The sequence below is a fragment of the Streptomyces sp. NBC_00310 genome (genome assembly GCF_036208085.1).
GTDB lineage: Bacteria > Actinomycetota > Actinomycetes > Streptomycetales > Streptomycetaceae > Streptomyces.
Genome location: NZ_CP130714.1, coordinates 7,355,498 through 7,373,164, shown reverse-complemented (window position 1 = coordinate 7,373,164; position 17,667 = coordinate 7,355,498). Strand labels below are relative to the sequence as shown.

The window sequence follows — 17,667 nt, the reverse complement described above, 5'->3', positions numbered from 1 at the left end:
GGGCATGCGCAAACTATTTTTTCGACGAGTTCGTATCAGTCGTTCTCGTCCTCGTACCCAGGCTCCCGACCTGCGCAGATGTCGAGAACATCGGCGCCGTACCGCTGCAGCTTACGAGCGCGAACGCCGGGGATGCGACCGAGTTCAACCGGAGTACTCGGCCCCGCTTCCGCGATCGCCATCAGCGTCCGGTCGGTGAAGACACAGAAGTCCGGTTGGCCGCTGCGCTGTGCCTGGACCGCGCGCCACTCGCGCAGCCGCTCGTAGAGGCCCTCGTCCATGTCGGAGGGGCAGTCCTCGCAGCGCATCAGCTTCATGTCGCCGGCGTCCCGCAGGGTGCGTCCACAGACACGGCAGCGTGCCGGGGTCCGGCTGGTGCGGCATGGAGCCACCTCGGCGTCGCCGCCCGCGCGGTCACTCGTCCGGCCCCCCGCCGAGCCCAGTTCGACGCCCCCGGGGCCGCCCGTGCCGGTCCGGCCCGCCGTCGCGGTGGATCCGGGGCGCAGGCCGTTGAGGAAGCGGCTGGGGCGGCGGTTGGGGCGACTGCCGGGCGCCCGGGACAGGGCCCAGGAGACGGAGAGGTGTTCGCGCGCTCGGGTGACGCCCACGTAGAGGAGTCGTCGCTCCTCCTCGATCTGTTCGTCCGTTCTCGCGTAGGTGATCGGCATCATGCCCTCGGCGACCCCCACCAGGAACACGACGTCCCACTCCAGGCCCTTCGCGGAGTGCAGTGAGGCGAGGGTGACGCCCTGGACGGTCGGGGCGTGCTGGGCGTTGGCCCGTTCGTCGAGTTCCGCCACCAGGTCGCCGAGCGTGGCGTCGGACCTGGCCGCGGCGAAGTCCTGGGCCAGGTTCACCAGGGCCGCAAGGGACTCCCAGCGTTCCCTGACCGCGCCGGAGCCCGCCGGTGGTTCACTTGTCCACCCCTCGCCGGACAGCACGGCCCGTACCTGTGAGGGAAGGTCGACAGCGTCCTCGAGAAGGGTGTCGTTGCCGCCGAAGCGGGCGGCGGCTCTCAGCGCGGCCCATGCCTTGCGCACCTCGGGGCGGTCGAAGAACCTTTCCGCGCCGCGCAGTTGATAGGGCACTCCGGCGTCCGCGAGGGCCTGCTCGTAGGTCTCGGACTGGGAGTTCGTGCGGAACAGGATGGCGATCTCGCTCGCGGGGACACCGGAGGCGATGAGAGCGCGGATGCGGCGGGCGGCGCCCTCGGCCTCGGCGGGCTCGTCGGTGTACTCGGTATAGCGCGGTTCGGGGCCCGGTGGGCGCTGGGAGATCAGTTCGAGGCGATGGTCGGCGGCGCGGCCGCGGGCCTGGGAGAGCAACCCGTTGGCGAGGTGGACGACCTGCGGGGTGGAGCGGTAGTCGCGGACGAGCTTGACGACGGTGGCCCCGGGGTGGCGGTGGCGGAAGTCGAGCAGATGGTCGGGAGTTGCGCCAGTGAACGAATAGATCGTCTGGCTGGCGTCGCCCACGACGCACAGGTCGTCCCGGTCGCCGAGCCACAGCTCCAGGAGGCACTGCTGGAGGGGACTGACGTCCTGGTACTCGTCGACGACGAAGTGCTGGTACTGGGAGCGGACCTGCTCGGCGATGTCGTGGCGGTCCTGGAGGATGCCGACCGTGAGCAGGAGGACGTCCTCGAAGTCGATGACGGCGCGCTCGCGTTTGAGGTCCTCGTACATCGTGTAGATCTGGGCGATCTCGGCCGGGTCGCGGGGGGCCTCGCGGCCGTGCTTGGCGGTCGCGGCGGCGTAGTCGGCGGGGATGGTCCGGGTGACCTTGGACCACTCGATCTCGGCGGCGGTGTCCCGCAGCTCGTTGCGATCGAGACGGATGCGGCACGCGGCGGCCGCGTCCGCGACGAGTTGGATCTTGCGGTCGATGATGCGTGGCATGCCACCGCCGACGGCCTTCGGCCAGAAGTACTGGAGCTGGCGCAGCGCGGCCGAGTGGAACGTCCGGGCCTGGACTCCGGCGGCGCCGAGCTGGCGCAGGCGCCCGCGCATCTCTCCGGCGGCGCGGTTGGTGAAGGTGACGGCCAGCACGCTGGCGGGCTGGAGCATCCCGGCACGCACGCCGTAGGCGATGCGGTGGGTGATCGCCCGGGTCTTGCCCGTGCCGGCGCCCGCCAGCACGCACACCGGACCGCGCAGGGCGGTCGCCACCGCGCGCTGCTCGGGGTCGAGCCCTTCGAGCACCGCGTCGGCCGAGTCGGGGACCCGCGGGAAGAGGGTGGAGTGCGTTGCTGCTGTCACACGGCCATGCTGCCAGGTCGCCGGAGACGGCTGAGCAGGTTGTCCACAGGCAGGCCCTCGCGGTCGTACTAATGCGGCAGGCGCCCCCGCGTTCCGGTGGGGCCGGGTGTGCCGGCTGCGGTGGTGGACGCCACCCGCGTAAGGGAATGGCGGGCCTGGCGCGTACGTTCCACTCACTGCGACCACGCACCCCTCAGACCGTGAAGGAGCGCCAGCGATATGCCGGGCACTGTGACGATGTACAGCACCACGTGGTGCGGCTACTGCCGTCGGCTGAAGAGCCAGATGGACCGCGAGGGCATCACGTACAACGAGATCAACATCGAGCACGACCCGGAGTCTGCCGCGTTCGTAGAGAAGGCGAACGGGGGGAACCAGACGGTCCCCACCGTCCTCTTCCCGGACGGTTCGACGCTCACGAACCCCTCGCTGGCGCAGGTCAAGCAGAAGATCGGCGCATAACCGCGGACGAGTCCTAGCCGATGTGACCTCGCGTCGGGAGGGGCTTGCCGTACCAGAGTTCGATCAGCCGGGCCGCGATCGAGATGCCGTAGGGAGGCAGGACCTCCCCGGACTCGAACGCGGCCCGCAGCTCTTCTCGGGAGAACCAGCGGGCCTCGTGGATCTCGTCCCCGTCGACGTCCACGGTGGTCGAGGTGGCGCGGGCCATGAAGCCCAGCATGAGGCTGGAGGGGAAGGGCCAGGGCTGGCTGGCGATGTACTCGACCTGACCGACAGTGATGCCGACCTCCTCGTGGACCTCGCGCCGCACGGACTGCTCGATGGACTCACCGGGCTCCACGAAGCCCGCGAGCGTGGAGAAGCGGCCCTCGGGCCAGTGCACCTGGCGGCCGAGCAGGATGCGGTCCTCGTCGTCCGTGACCGCCATGATCACCGCCGGGTCCGTGCGCGGGTAGTGCTCGGCGCCGCAGGCCTGGCAGCGGCGGATGTGGCCGGCCGCCGCGATGACCGTGCGCTCGCCGCAGCGGGAGCAGAAGCGGTGGGTGCGCTGCCAGTTCTCCAGGCCGACCGCGTGCACCATGAGGCCCGTGTCGCGCGGAGACAGCAGCATGCCCGCCTCGCGCAGTCCGGCCGGGCGCGCGGACTGGTCCATGCGGCCGGGCAGCGCGTCCTTCTGAAGTGCGAAATAGCTCACACCGTCGGCGTCGGTGCCCAGGAAGTAGCGGTGTGCCTCGGTGAGCGGGGCCTCGAAGGAGGGGATCATGACGAGTTCGGTGGTGCCGTCAGGGGTCTCGTCGATGAGGACCTGACCGCCGGAGACCACGAAGCAGCGGGTCGTGGGGTGGCTCCACGCCGCCGCGAGCCAGGCCTCGTCGAGGCGGTGGTGGGCAGCCCGGTCGATGCCGCTGGGGGCGGTGAGCGCGATGGGTCGGTCGGCGGTGTGGTCGGTCCAGGTGGTCACGGGTGCTTCCAACTCCCCCGGTGAAACGGTTGATTGGGCGGGCGGTGCGGCGGGGCGTGCGGTGGGCGGGTGCGCTGGGGTGTGCGAGGCCTTCTTCAGTGTGCCTCGCGGCCGCCTCGGGCCAGTTCGCCCCAGAGGTATGCGCTGGTCTCGACGCCTTTGAGGAGCAGGTCGAGTTCGACCTTCTCGTTGGGGGCGTGCCAGCCGTCGGAGGGGACGGAGATGCCCAGGAAGAGCACGGGTGCGTCGAGGACTTCCTGGAGGTCGGCGGCGGGACCGGAGCCCCCCTCGCGCGTGTGGCGGACCGGCTGCTGGAAAGCACGCCCCATGGCCCGCACGACCGACCGCAGGGCCGGGTGGTCCAGGGGCGTCAGGCAGGGGCGGGTGGAGCCGCTGAACGTGATCTCGTGGCGGATCCCGGCGGGGATCCGCTCGGCGGCCCAGGCGGTGACGGCCTTCTGGATGTGGTCCGGGTCCTGGCCGGCGACCAGGCGGAAGGACAGCTTCACCATGGCGGAGGACGGGATGATCGTCTTGCTGCCCGCGCCCTGGTAGCCGCCTCCGATGCCGTTGACCTCGGCGGTCGGGCGGGCCCAGACGCGCTCCAGGGTGGTGTGTCCGGCTTCGCCGTGCGTCGCCGTGGATCTGGCCGTGCGCAGCCACCGCTCCTCGTCGAAGGGCAGTTCGGCGAAGAGTTCGCGCTCGCGGTCGGTGAGTTCGACGATGCCGTCGTAGAAGCCGGGGATCGCCACGCGCGCGTGCTCGTCGTGGAGGGCGGCGACGAGACGGGCGACCTCGGTGGCCGGGTTCGGTACGGCGCCGCCGAAGGAGCCGGAGTGGATGTCCTGGTCGGGGCCGTACAGCTGGATCTCGCACTCGGCGAGGCCACGCATGCCGGTGCACACGGTAGGGGTGTCCTCGGCCCACATGCCGGTGTCGGAGACGAGCACCGCGTCGGCGGCGAGCCGCTCGGCGTGCTCCTCGACGAGGGCGCGGAAGTGCGGTGAGCCGGACTCCTCCTCGCCCTCGATCAGCATCTTCAGGTGGACGGCGGGGGCGGTGCGGCCGGTGGTGGCGAGGTGGGCGCGGACGCCGAGTGTGTGGAAGAACACCTGCCCCTTGTCGTCGGCCGCCCCGCGCGCGTGGAGACGGTTTCCACGGATCACCGGCTCGAACGGCTCGGTGTCCCAGCCGTCCTCGCGCGCCGCGGGCTGTACGTCGTGGTGCCCGTAGACCAGGACCGTGGGGGCGTCGGCGTCCTCGGAGGGCCACTCCGCGAAGACGGCGGGGGCGCCCGGCGTCTCCCAGATCTCGGCGGTGGGGAACCCGGTCTCCCGGAGCTTGGCGGCCAGCCAGTCGGCGCTGCGTCGTACGTCCGTCGCGTGCTCGGGCTGGGCCGACACCGACGGGATGCGCAGCCATTCCACGAGGTCGTCGAGGAAGGCGGCACGGTGGTTCTCGACGTACGTACGGACGACGCTGACGTCGCTGTCAACGGGCTGGCTCATGCCCACGAGCCTATCGGCCCGCACCGACATGCTCGTCCGGCGGTTCGTCCGTGACCGTCCCCGACCCGTCCGGCGACGACTCGGGCCCCTCTGTGGCCGAAACCGGTCTCCCGTCGGCGTCGGGCTCCTCCAGGAGCAGCCGCTCCAGTGCGTCCCGGTCGGGGAGGTTCTCGGGCCGTACGACCTCCCCTGTACGGACGTACAGGAAGGCTGCGCCGACGGACTCCAGCGGCGCACCCTGCTGCTCGGCCCAGGCGAGCCGGTAGACGGCGAGCTGGAGCGGGTCGGCGGTGCGGGTGCGGCTGGTCTTCCAGTCGACGATCTCGTAGGTCGTCGTCCCGTCGCCGTCGCTCTCCCGGTAGACGGCGTCGATGCGGCCGCGTACGACGCGTCCGGCGATGCCGAGCTGGAAGGGTGCCTCCACGCGGTACGGCGTGCGGTGGGCGTACGGGGTGTGTTCGAAGGCCTCCTTGAGGGCCTCCAGGTCCCGTTCGTCGGCGATCTCGGCCTCGCTGCCGGGCAGGTCCTCGGGCTCCAGCATGGGCAGCCGGAGCGCTTCGAAGCGAGCCTCGACCCAGGCGTGGAAACGGGTGCCGCGACGGGCCGCGGGCTGCGGGGGGCGTGGCATGGGGCGCGCGAGCTCCTGGGCGAAGCCGTCCGGGTCGGCGGCCAGACGCATCAGCTGCGAGGCGGTCAGCGAGGCCGGCAGGGGTACGTCGGTGACCTTCGCGCGGGCCCGCATGAGCTCTCCGGCGAGGGCGTCCAGGTCGCGGTCCCAGGAGGCGACGGTGCGGGCTTCCTCGGGGGTGAGTCCGGACGCGGCGGGGTGCCTGCGGGCGTGCGGCACGGCCGGCGTGCGCGCGTTCGGTGCGGCGTGCCCCCCGCGCGCGTGGGGGGCCTGTGCGGGGCGGTTCGGCGACCAGGAGTGCCAGTCGCCGGTGTCCTCGTCGTGGATGCTCTCGGGGATGTCCGCCGGGAAGCCGTCCTCCTCCTCGTAGGAGACGTCATCCGGGAAGCCGTCCGGGAAGTCGTCGTCCTCGTGGAGGGCCTCCTCGTCCGGCGGAGGTGGCCAGTCCGGATCGTCGTAGGAGTGAGGGTCCGGGCGCTGGGCGGCGTCCGGATACGTGTCCTCGCGGGAGGCGGCCCGCTCCAGGTGGGCCAGTACGGTCTCGGCGGCCGCCCGGCGGCGCATCAGGGCCGTGTCGTCGAGCGGCAGGGGCCAGGCGTGGTCGGCGGCCGCATCGTGGAGGGCGGGGTTCTCGGCGTCCTCCTCGGGTTCGTCGGCCCAGGCCTCGATCTCGCCGTGTCCGGCGACGCAGTGGTCGTACAGGGCCTTGAGGAAGCCGGACGGCCCGCGCGGGCGCTTCTGGGAAGGGCCCCACCAGTGGCCGGAGCCGAGGAGCAGGGAGCGGGGGCGGGTGAACGTGACGTAGCCGAGGCGGAGTTCCTCGGTGTGCTGGTGGTCCTTCATGGCCTCCTGGAAGGCCTTCAGACCGCGCGCGTCCCAGGCCTCGACGTCGGGAAGGGTGTCGGCGTCGCCGCGCAGCTCGTGGGGCAGGACCTTGCCCTGGGCGGTCCACTTCTCCCGGCCCTGGGTACTGGGGAAGGTGCCGGTGACCAGGCCGGGGACGGCGACGACGTCCCACTCCAGGCCCTTGGACCTGTGGGCGGTGAGCACCTTGACGGTGTTCTCGCCGCCCGGCAGGGCGTTGTCGAGGCCCTTCTCATACTGGGCGGCCGTACGCAGGAAGCCGAGGAAGGCGAGCAGTGTGGCCTCTCCGGCGCTGTTGGTGGCGAAGGAGGCGGCGATGTCCAGGAAGTTGGACAGGGTCTCGCGACGGCGGGCGGCGAGCGCGTGCGGGGAGGCGGAGAGTTCCACCTCCAGGCCGGTGACGGCGAGCACCCGGTGGAGGACGTCCATGAGCGGGTCGGCGAGCGAGCGGCGCAGGTCGCGCAGTTCGGCGGCGAGCCGGGCGAACCGTACGCGCGCGTCCGGCGAGAACGGCAGCCCGTCGTCCTCCCCTTCGGCTTCGAGCGGGAGCTCCAGAAACGTGTCCAGCGCGTCCGCCAGCGAGATCACCTCGGACGGGTCGACACCCTCGACGGCTGCGGCGAGCCGGCGGTCCGGGTCGTCGTCACCGTCCACGCGCGCGTGGGAGACGAGCAGCCTGGCGCGGCGCCCCAGGAGGGCGAGGTCGCGTGGGCCGATCCGCCAGCGCGGGCCGGTGAGGAGGCGGACGAGGGAGGCGTTGGCGCCGGGGTCCTGGAGGACTTCGCAGACGGCGACGAGGTCGGCGACCTCGGGGAGGTGGAGCAGCCCGGAGAGGCCGACCACCTCGACCGGGACGTCACGGGCGACGAGCGCGCCCTGGATCTCGGCGAAGTCGGTGGCCGTGCGGCACAGGACCGCGATCTCGCCGGGTTCCTTGCCGGTGCGCACGAGGTGGGCGATCGAGTCGGCGATCCAGTCGAGTTCCTCGGCGTGGGTATTCAGCAGGGCGCAGCGGACCACGCCGTCGCCTTCGGCTCCTGGGGCGGGCCGGAGGGCCTCCACGCCCGCGTGCATGGCCCGCAGGGGCTGCGCGAGTCCGTTGGCGAGGTCGAGGAGACGGCCGCCGCTGCGACGGTTCTCACTGAGCGCCTGGCGGGTCGCGGGGCGGCCGTCGGGGTGGGCGAAGTGCTCGGGGAAGTCGTCGAGGTTGGCCACCGAAGCTCCACGCCAGCCGTAGATGGCCTGACAGGGGTCGCCGACCGCGGTCACGGGGTGGCCGGTGCCGCCGCCGAACAGGCCCGCCAGCAGGACGCGCTGGGCCACCGAGGTGTCCTGGTACTCGTCGAGCAGGACCACCCGGAACTCGTCCCGCAGGATGCGCCCCACCTCGGGGAGCCGGGCGAGGTCGGCGGACAGGGCGATCTGGTCACCGAAGTCGAGGAGGTCCCGCTCGCGTTTTGCCGCGCGGTAGCGGCCCACCAGTCCGGTGAGTTCACGCCGGGCGGCAGCGGCCTCGGGGACCTTGCGGAGGTCCGCGTTGGTGAGCTTGGCGCCCTCCAGCTCGCGCAGCAGTTCGGCGTCGTACGCGCGCAGGTCCTCGGGTCGTACGAGGTGCTCGGCGAGTTCGGAGTCGAGCGTCAGCAGGTCGCCGACCAGGTCCGGGAAGGAGCGGGTCAGTGCCGGGTACGGGCCGGGGGACTCCCTGAGGACGCGCGCGGCGAGCTGGTAGCGGGTGGCGTCGGCGAGGAGCCGGGAGCTGGGTTCCAGGCCGATGCGCAGGCCGTGGTCGGTCAGGAGGCGGCCCGCGAAGGCGTGGTACGTGGAGATGACCGGCTCGCCCGGCGGGTTGTCCGGGTCGATCACGTCCGGGTCGGTGATGCCCGCTCTGACCAGGGCCTTGCGTACGCGCTCGGCGAGTTCGCCGGCCGCCTTGTTGGTGAAGGTCAGGCCGAGCACCTGCTCGGGGGCGACCTGTCCGGTGCCGACCAGCCACACCACGCGCGCGGCCATCACCGTGGTCTTGCCCGACCCGGCTCCGGCCACGATCACCTGCGGGGCGGGCGGCGCGATGATGCAGGCCGTCTGCTCCGGGGTGAACGGGATGCCGAGGAGCTCCTTGAGCTGCTCGGGGTCGCTGATACGGGCGGACATTCCAGAGAGGCTAGCGCCGGCCACTGACAGCGGGTGCCGGGTCGCCCTGCGGGCGGGTGTCACTCGACCACGTGACGGCCCTCCGGGCGAGCACTGCACGATGCCCGGAACGCGCAGTGTGCACAGTGTTGTCCGGTGGTTGGGGAGAAACGTTCGTCCAGGACCTTGCCGGCGGCCGTGGCCAGGAGGTCTCCCACCCACTCCCCTTCCAACGGTTCCTGGGCCTGCACCTTGGGAACGGTCTCGCCACCGTTCTTCTTGGCCGCGCCCTGCCGCAGCTGGACGAGTTCGGCACCGCCCGGTTCGGGGCGTACGCCACCGAAGGGCTCGTCGACGGCTCCCTCGCGGACCGCGAGCTGGTACACGGCGAGCTGGGGGTGACGGGCCACCTCGGCGGAACTCACGGGCTGCTTGCCCGTCTTGAAGTCGACGACGTACGCGCGACCCTCGGTGTCGGCCTCGACGCGGTCCATGGAGCCCCGGATGCGCACCTCGTAGTCGCCCGCCCCGAGGGTGACGTCGAAGTCGTGCTCGCTGGCCACCGGGGCCCGCCCCGTGCGGTCCATGACATGCCATTTCAGGAAGCGTTCGAGCGCCGCGCGCGCGTGCTGCTTCTCCTGCTCCGACTTCCAGGGCGCGTCGAAGGCGAGCGCGTTCCACACGGAGTCGAGGCGCTCCATGAGGACGTCGAGGTCGGCGGGGGTGCGTCCGGAGGCGACCTCGTCGGCGAGGACGTGCACGACGTTGCCGAAGCCCTGGGCGGCGGTCGCGGGCGCGTCGGCCTTCACCTCGCGGCCGAGGAACCACTGCAGGGCGCACGTGTTGGCGAGCTGGTCGAGGGCGCTGCCGGACAGTACGACGGGCTGGTCGCGGTTCCTGAGCGGCACCTTGCTCTCGGTGGGCTCGAACATGCCCCACCAGCGGTACGGGTGCGCCGACGGCACGAGCGGGCGGCCGTCCTCGTCGCTCAGCGCGGCCAGTCGCGCCAGGCGCAGGGCGGCGGCCTCACGGAGGGTGTCCGACACGCGCGGGTCCACCGTCGTGGCGCGCAGTTCGGCGACGAGGGCGGCCACGGACAGCGGGCGGCGGGGGCGGCCGGTGACGTCCTTGGGTTCGACGCCGAGTTCGGCGAGGAAGCGGGAGGGCTGGTCGCCGTCGTCGGCGGGGGCCTTCACGGCGGTGACGACGAGGCGCTCACGCGCGCGCGTGGCGGCCACGTAGAACAGCCGGCGTTCCTCCGCGAGCAGCGCGCCCGGGGTGAGCGGTTCGGCGAGCCCGTCGCGGCCGATGCGGTCGGCCTCCAGGAGGGAGCCGCGACGGCGCAGGTCCGGCCACAGGCCCTCCTGCACGCCCGCGACGACGACCAGGCGCCATTGCAGGCCCTTGGACCGGTGCGCGGTCATCAGGCGTACGGCGTCAGGGCGGACGGCCCGCCCGGTGAGTGTGTCGGCGGCGATGTCCTCGGCCTCGATCTCCGCCAGGAAGTTGAGGGCGCCGAGGCCGCCGGTGCGCTCCTCCGCGCGTGCCGCCGTGGCGAACAGCGCGCACACGGCGTCGAGATCACGGTCCGCGTTGCGCCCGGCCGCGCCACCGCGCCTGGCGGCCCGCTCCAGTCGCCTGGGCCACGGCGTGCCGTCCCACAGCTCCCACAACGCCTCCTCGGCCGTACCGCCGCCCGCGAGGCGTTCACGGGCCTTCCGCAGCAGCGCGCCCAGGCGCTGCGCGCCCCGCGCGTACACCGGGTCGTGCGCCACCAGCCGCTCCGGCTCCGCCAGCGCGCGTGCCAGCAGTTCGTCCGAGGGCGGCGGTACGGGGTTGCCGCCGGCCCGCTCCTCCTCGCGCAGCGCGCGGCCGAGACGTCGCAGATCGGCGGTGTCCATGCCCGCGAGAGGGGAGGCGAGAAGGTTGAGCGCGGTCTCGGTGTCGAGCCAGGAGGACCGCGAGTCGGGCACGTCTGACGCGAGGGACATATCGGGTGTACCGGATGAATCGCCGGTCTCCTCGGCCGAGGTCGTCGGGGCCTCCTCCCCCAACTCCACCCGTGCCTCCTCCCCCAGCTCCGCCCGCGCCACCGCCCGCAGTGCCGTCAGGAGGGGCTGTACGGCCGGTTCGTGGCGCAGGGGCAGGTCGTCGCCGTCGATCTCCAGGGGGACACCCGCGGAGGTGAGGGCGCGCCGGATCGAGGGGATCGTGCGGGCACCGGCGCGCACCAGGACCGCCATCTCGCTCCAGGGGACACCGTCCTCCAGGTGGGCCCGGCGCAGGACGTCCGCGACGTTGTCCAGCTCGGTGCCCTGCGTCGGGTACGTGTAGACCTCGACGCTCCCCCCGTCCCGCACCGGCCTGAGCTCGCGGTGGGCCCGTACCTTCTCGGCGGGGAGGCGGGTGAGCGGCATGCGCTGGGTGAGGAGACGGGTGGCGGCGAGCAGGCCCGCCCCGGAGCGGCGGGAGTTCCGGAGGACCGCGACCGGGGCCTGGCGGCCGTCCGCGCGCGGGAAGGCCTGCGGGAACTCCAGGATGCCGTTCACGTCGGCGCCCCGGAAGGTGTAGATCGACTGGTCGGGGTCACCGAACGCGACCAGGGTGCGCCCGCCGCCCGCGAGGGCCCCGAGCAGCCGTACCTGCGCGGGGTCGGTGTCCTGGTACTCGTCGACGTAGACCGCGTCGTACTGGGCGGCCAGGTGCTCTGCGACGCCGGGGCGACCGGCCAGGAGCACGGCCCGGTGGACCAGTTCCGCGTAGTCGAGCACCCCCTGCAGGTCGAGGACGTCGAGGTACTCGGCGAGGAAGGCGGAGGCCGCGAGCCAGTCCGGGCGGCCGATGCGGCGAGCGAAGGCCCGCAGGTCCTCGGGCGCCAGGCCCAGTTCGCGGCTGCGGGCGAGGACCGCGCGGACCTCGTCGGCGAACCCGCGCGTGGTCAGACAGGCGCGCAGTTCGTCCGGCCAGCGCACATGCGCGAGCCCCAGGCGCTCCAGGTCGGGCTGGCCCGCCAGCAGTTCACGGACCGCCACGTCCTGTTCGGGGCCGGACAGCAGCCGCAGGGGCTCGACGAACAGGTCGATGTCCTGGTGGGCGCGGACGAGGGCGTAGCAGAACGAGTGGAACGTGGTGGCCTGCGGGGCGCGCGCGGCGCCCATGCGCAGCGCCATGCGGTCGCGGAGCTCCACGGCCGCCTTGCGGCTGAAGGTCAGGACCAGCACGCGCGCGGGGTCCGCTCCGCGGGCGACGCGGGCCGCCACGGACTCGACGAGCGTGGTCGTCTTGCCGGTGCCCGGACCTGCGAGGACGAGCAGAGGGCCGGTCTCGTGGTCAACCACGCCGCGCTGCTCGGCGTCCAGACGAGGGGGGTCCGTTCGGGGTGGTGGGGTACGCACCAGTCGGTAAGCGCCACGGCTCCCCTGTCGCACCTGGGTGTGCGACAGGCGCCTGGTGGAGAAAGAGGAGCTCACGTGGTTCGCCGGTCCTGGTGGGTGTGCGAGGTGTCACTGCCGACGCGGTGCGCCGGCGTCACGGGGTGGTGGTCGGGAAACGGGTGCGAGGCCCCTCGCGCGGTGAGGGCGGTGGCCGCGGGGTGAGAGGGACACGCGCAGCCGACGCTACGCCGACGGGTGGTACGGAAGCAGAGCTTCCTCTTGTTCCCTCCCGACTCGCGCGGCACCTGCGTCCCTCGCCCCACGAACGTACGGCATCCCACCGACGTGCCCCGCTTCCCCCGTACGGACCAGGCGTCGCACCCGGGTCCGCCGGATGCCGGAAGCTGTCAGGTGTGACCCTCCGCGCGACCGTCGCCGTCCCAGCGCGCTCGTCTCATGTCGACGCGCGGCACATGGCCCTCAGTGGTGCGGCTCGCCTCGCGCAGGGGGGTGCCCTCCGCGCGGTAGCGGTCCAGGGCTCTCAGTTCGTGGCCGGGCAGCAGGACGCCGTCGGCGCGGACGACCCGCCACCATGGCACCGCACCGCCGTAGAGGGCCATCACGCGGCCCACCTGGCGCGGGCCGCCCTCCCCCAGCCATTCGGCGACGTCCCCGTACGTCATGACCCGCCCTGGCGGGATCAGGTCGGTGACCTCGAGGACCCGCTCCGCGTACTCCGGCAGGGCGTCCGCCGGAAGGCTCTCCTCGCTCATCCGCCCCATCCTGCCCCACCCCACCGACAATGGGACGTGGTGACCGACGTGGGCGTCCCTCGCCCCGGGGGCGGTCTTCGGGCAGACTGTGCGCCCCCGCATTGCACCCTGATGCCCCTGTGTGCCCACCGGGCATGCCACCATCGTGCGGGCGGTGACTGGTGATACGAGACCAAGAAGAGACGATGAAGCAGCAGAGCGTGCACCCCGATGACGCGGCGGGCACCTCTGACGCCTCGTCGCGCCCGAACGCCGCCGAGGGGGGCGACGAGGGCGCCGACAACGTCTCGGAGAAGGCGCCCGGCACGACCCCGCCCTTGGCCGAAAGCGGCTCCTCCAAGACGCACGAGGACCAGAAGCAGCAGGTCGAGCAGGACGAGCAGGACGAGAAAGACACGGGGGAGGCCCACGCCGAGGAGGTCGAGGGCGACGAACCGTTGCTCCCCGCGCGCGTGCACCGTCCCTCCGACCTCATGCGGCTGTCGGTCGGCATCCTCGGGATCATCGTCCTGCTGGCGATCGCCGCCTTCGCCCACGGCACCACCTCCGGGCTCGAGCAGGACATCAGCAAGGGCACGGGGCAGGCGCCCGATCTTCTGATCAAACTCGCGGGCCTCGGGTCGAGCATCGCGATCCTGCTGGTGCCGGTCGCCTTCGCGATCGAGCGGCTGATCAAGCGGGACGGGCTGCGCATCGCCGACGGCGTGCTCGCGGCGGTCCTGGCGCACGGTGTGACGCTGGCGACCGACCTGTGGGTCGCCAGGGCCGCCCCGGACTCGATCCAGGAGGCCCTCACCCAGCCCTCCCCCGGCGACATCCACGCCCTCACCGACCCCGTGCACGGCTACCTCGCCCCGGTCATCGCGTACATGACCGCCGTGGGCATGTCCCGCAGACCGCGATGGCGGGCCGTGCTGTGGATCGTGCTGCTGCTGGACGCCTTCTCGATGCTGGTCACCGGCTACACGACACCGTTCTCGATCATCCTGACGGTGCTGATCGGCTGGACCGTCGCCTACGGGACGCTGTACGCGGTCGGCTCCCCGAACGTACGCCCGACCGGCCGGACCCTGATGGCCGGCCTCAGGCGGGTCGGCTTCAAGCCGGTGAGCGCGGCCCGTGAGGAGGTCCCGGAGACGGCGGAGGGCGGCGACCGGGGCCGCCGGTACTTCGTGACGCTGGAGGACGGCCCACCCCTGGACGTCACCGTCGTGGACCGGGAACAGCAGGCACAGGGGTTCTTCTACCGCGTGTGGCGGCGGCTGACGCTGCGTGGCATCACCACCCGCCGCAGCCTCCAGTCGCTGCGCCAGGCGCTGGAGCAGGAGGCCCTCCTCGCGTACGCGGCCATCGCGGCCGGAGCCAACGCGCCCAAGCTGATCGCGACCTCCGAGCTCGGACCGGACGCCGTGATGCTCGTCTACGAGCACACCGGCGGACGCACCCTGGACTCCCTGGCGGACGACGAGGTCACCGACGAGCTGATGTCGGACACCTGGCACCAGGTGAAGGCACTGCAGTCGCGGCGCATCGCGCACCGCAGGCTCGTGGGCGACGCGATCCTGGTGGATCGTTCCGGCACGGTGATCCTGACCGATCTGCGCGTCGGCGAGATCGCGGCCGGCGACCTGGTGCTGCGCATGGACGTCTCCCAGCTGCTGACGTCACTGGGCCTGCGGGTGGGCGCCGAACGCGCGGTGGCCTCGGCCGTGAGTGTGCTCGGCCCCGACGCGGTGGCCGACTGCCTGCCACTGCTCCAGCCCATCGCCCTTTCACGCTCCACGCGCGCGACCCTGCGCAGACTGGCCCGGGAGCGCGCCGAACGTGAGCGCGAGGCGGTCCTGGAGGCGTCCCACCTGGCCAAGCAGGCCCGCGCGGAGGAGCACAGCAGGGCCGCCGAGCCCGGCAAGGCGGACAAGAAAGCCGTACGGGCCGAGCAGCGGGCCGAGAAGCGGGCGATCGACGAGGCCCTGGAGGAGGCCCGGGAGGAGGACCTGCTCACCCAGATCCGCCACCAGGTGCTGCTCATCAGGCCCCAGGCACCGGTCGAACCGGTACGGCTGGAGCGGGTCAAGCCGCGCACGCTGATCAGTCTCATCGCCGGCGCGATCGGCGCGTACTTCCTGCTGACCCAGCTCACCCACATCGAGTTCGGACCGCTCATCGAGAACGCCGAGTGGGGCTGGGTGGCCGCGGCGGTGTTCTTCTCCGCGCTGAGCTATGTCGCGGCGGCGATGAGCCTGCTGGGTTTCGTGCCGGAGCGGGTGCCGTTCCTGCGGACGATCGCGGCGCAGGTCGCCGGATCGTTCGTCAAGATCGTGGCGCCGGCAGCGGTGGGCGGTGTGGCGCTCAACACACGCTTCCTGCAGCGTGCGGGGGTGCGGCCGGGGCTCGCGGTGGCGAGCGTCGGCGCGTCGCAGCTCTTCGGGCTCGGCTGCCACATCCTGATGCTGCTGGCCTTCGGTTATCTGACCGGCACCGAGAAGACACCGTCCCTGTCGCCGTCCCGCACCGTCATCGCCGGCCTGCTGACGGTCGCGGTGCTCGTCCTGGTGATGACGTCGATCCCGTTCCTGCGCAAGTTCGTCGTCACCCGCGTGCGGTCGCTCTTCGCCGGTGTCGTGCCGCGCATGCTCGACGTGCTGCAGCGGCCGCAGAAGCTGGTCACCGGTATCGGCGGCATGCTGCTGCTCACCGGCTGCTTCGTGATGTGCCTGGACGCCTCGATCCGCGCGTTCGGCAACGATGACGTGTCGATCAGCATCGCGAGCGTGGCGGTCGTCTTCCTCGCGGGCAACGCGCTGGGTTCCGCCGCGCCGACCCCGGGCGGTGTGGGTGCGGTCGAGGCCACGCTGACGGTCGGCCTGATCGCCGTCGGCCTCCCCAAGGAGGTCGCCGCGCCCGCGGTGCTGCTGTTCCGCCTGCTGACCCTGTGGCTTCCCGTGCTGCCGGGATGGCTGGCCTTCAACCAACTGTCACGAAAGGGCGCGCTCTAGGCGGGTCCACGCGCGCGTGGGCCCCGTTTCCGGAACTCACGCGCCCACGCGCGCGTGGCGACCCATCCTCGTGTCTCACCCGCACGGCCCGCGCCCCGAGCACGACGACCCGGGCGCCTCCAGGATGGGTGCATGCCCCTCTCGCCCCGGCCACGTGCCGTCATCGTGACCGCCACCGCCCTCCTGCTGTCCCTGTCGGCGGCGAGCTGCGGCGACGACGCCAAGGGCGACGACCATGACCTGACGGCCCAGAAACTGAGCTGGAAGACCTGCGAGGCGCCGTCCGAGTCCGAGGGCGGCGGCACCGCTCCCTCCCCGCTGCCGGACGGCGACGTCTGGCAGTGCGCGACCATGAAGGCCCCTCTCGACTGGGACGACCCAAAGGGCAACACGATCCGCATCGCGCTGATCCGGGCCAGGTCCAGCGGCACCGAGAGCCGGCGCATCGGCTCGCTCGTCTTCAACTTCGGCGGCCCCGGCCTGTCCGGCGTCAAGACGCTCCCCTCTTTCGGCGAGGACTACGGGAGACTGCGCACCCGCTACGACCTGGTGAGCTTCGACCCGCGTGGCGTCGGCCGCAGCGCCGGCGTCCGGTGCGAGGACGACGCGGCACTCGACGAGTACTTCCAGCAGGACGGGACACCGGACGACGCGGCCGAGCGGACGGAGTTCGTCGACAACACCAAAGCCTTCAACTCCGCCTGCGAGGAGAACTCCGGCAAGACCCTCCCGCACGTCCGCACCACCGACGCGGCCCGCGACATGGATCTGATGCGCCAGGTCCTCGGCGACGACAAACTCCACTACTTCGGCTTCTCCTACGGCACCGAACTCGGCGGCGTCTACGCCCACCTGTTCCCCGAGAACGTCGGACGGGCCGTGTTCGACGCGGTCGTCGACCCGACGCAGACGGCGGAGCAGGGCTCGCTCGGACAGGCCAAGGGCTTTCAGTTGGCGCTCGACAACTACGCCCGGGACTGCGTGTCACAGGCGGAGGGCTGCCCGGTCGGCGACACCGAGCAGGACGTCGAGGACCGGATCGTCAAGCTGCTCGGCGACCTCGACAGCAAACCGATCACCGGAGTCTTCCCCCGCGACCTGACCGAGTCGGAGGCGACGGCCGGTATCGCCCAGGCCCTGTACTCCCAGGACCTCTGGCAGTACCTGACGGAGGGCCTGGAGCAGGCGTACAACGGGGACGGCCAGCTGCTGATGCTGCTGTCCGACTCGCTGAACGGGCGCAGTGAGAACGGTGAGTACAGCAACATCACCGCGGCGAACGTCTCCATCAACTGCGCGGACGACAAGCCGCGCTACACCACCGAGGACGTGGAGGCGAGGCTGGCCGAGTTCCGGGCGGCCTCCCCCGTCTTCGGCGAATGGCTTGCCTGGTCCATGCTCGGCTGCGCCGACTGGGCCGTCGCCGGTGCGGCGGACCATCCCGACGTGCGCGCTCCCGGCTCGGCGCCGATCCTCGTGATCGGCAACACGGGTGACCCCGCCACGCCGTACGGGGGCGCGCGGAAGATGGTCGAGGCGCTCGGGGCGGGGGTCGGGATCGAGCTGACGTACAAAGGACAGGGGCATGGCGCGTACGGCAGCGGAAACGCCTGCGTACAGACGGCCGTGGACGGCTACCTGCTGACGGGGAAGGTACCGAAGACCGGCACGATCTGTTCGTAAATGCAGGTCAGAGCGTTATCCACAGGCGCT

9 protein-coding genes are annotated in these 17,667 nt (G+C 72.1%); 3 read left to right on the top strand and 6 right to left on the bottom strand.

Annotation, left to right across the window (positions count from 1 at the left end; genetic code table 11):
• Positions 1 to 35: 35 nt before the first annotated feature.
• On the bottom strand, positions 36 to 2,258 hold the full coding sequence (locus OG202_RS32335) for an ATP-dependent DNA helicase UvrD2 (RefSeq protein WP_327727904.1): 2,223 nt from the start codon (positions 2,256 to 2,258) through the stop codon (positions 36 to 38).
• A gap of 219 nt (positions 2,259 to 2,477) precedes the next feature.
• Here OG202_RS32335 and OG202_RS32330 point away from each other — a divergent pair, with 219 nt between their 5' ends.
• Positions 2,478 to 2,720, top strand: coding sequence for a mycoredoxin (locus tag OG202_RS32330; protein WP_086758502.1), 243 nt, complete (start codon positions 2,478 to 2,480; stop codon positions 2,718 to 2,720).
• A gap of 13 nt (positions 2,721 to 2,733) precedes the next feature.
• Here OG202_RS32330 and nudC read toward each other — a convergent pair whose 3' ends face one another.
• The 5 genes from nudC to OG202_RS32305 form a co-directional block, all read right to left on the bottom strand.
• Positions 2,734 to 3,681, bottom strand: a complete 948-nt coding sequence (gene nudC, locus OG202_RS32325) for an NAD(+) diphosphatase (RefSeq protein ID WP_326577697.1) — start codon at positions 3,679 to 3,681, stop codon at positions 2,734 to 2,736.
• A 95-nt stretch (positions 3,682 to 3,776) separates the two neighbouring features.
• Entirely contained in the window at positions 3,777 to 5,189 is a 1,413-nt protein-coding gene (locus tag OG202_RS32320) for a dipeptidase (RefSeq protein ID WP_327727905.1), read from the bottom strand.
• Positions 5,190 to 5,199: 10 nt separating this feature from the next.
• The gene (locus OG202_RS32315) at positions 5,200 to 8,832 is read right to left on the bottom strand and encodes a UvrD-helicase domain-containing protein (protein WP_327727906.1); all 3,633 of its coding nucleotides are present in this window, start codon (positions 8,830 to 8,832) and stop codon (positions 5,200 to 5,202) included.
• A 59-nt stretch (positions 8,833 to 8,891) separates the two neighbouring features.
• A complete protein-coding gene (locus tag OG202_RS32310; protein ID WP_327727907.1) occupies positions 8,892 to 12,281 on the bottom strand; it encodes an ATP-dependent helicase in 3,390 nt (1,129 codons plus the stop codon).
• A 311-nt stretch (positions 12,282 to 12,592) separates the two neighbouring features.
• Entirely contained in the window at positions 12,593 to 12,958 is a 366-nt protein-coding gene (locus OG202_RS32305) for an MGMT family protein (RefSeq protein WP_327727908.1), read from the bottom strand.
• 185 nt (positions 12,959 to 13,143) lie between these two features.
• Here OG202_RS32305 and OG202_RS32300 point away from each other — a divergent pair, with 185 nt between their 5' ends.
• Positions 13,144 to 15,954: a lysylphosphatidylglycerol synthase transmembrane domain-containing protein gene (locus tag OG202_RS32300; protein ID WP_326577702.1), complete on the top strand. Its 2,811-nt coding sequence runs from the start codon at positions 13,144 to 13,146 to the stop codon at positions 15,952 to 15,954.
• 132 nt (positions 15,955 to 16,086) lie between these two features.
• On the top strand, positions 16,087 to 17,637 hold the full coding sequence (locus OG202_RS32295) for an alpha/beta hydrolase (protein ID WP_327727909.1): 1,551 nt from the start codon (positions 16,087 to 16,089) through the stop codon (positions 17,635 to 17,637).
• Positions 17,638 to 17,667: the final 30 nt, after the last annotated feature.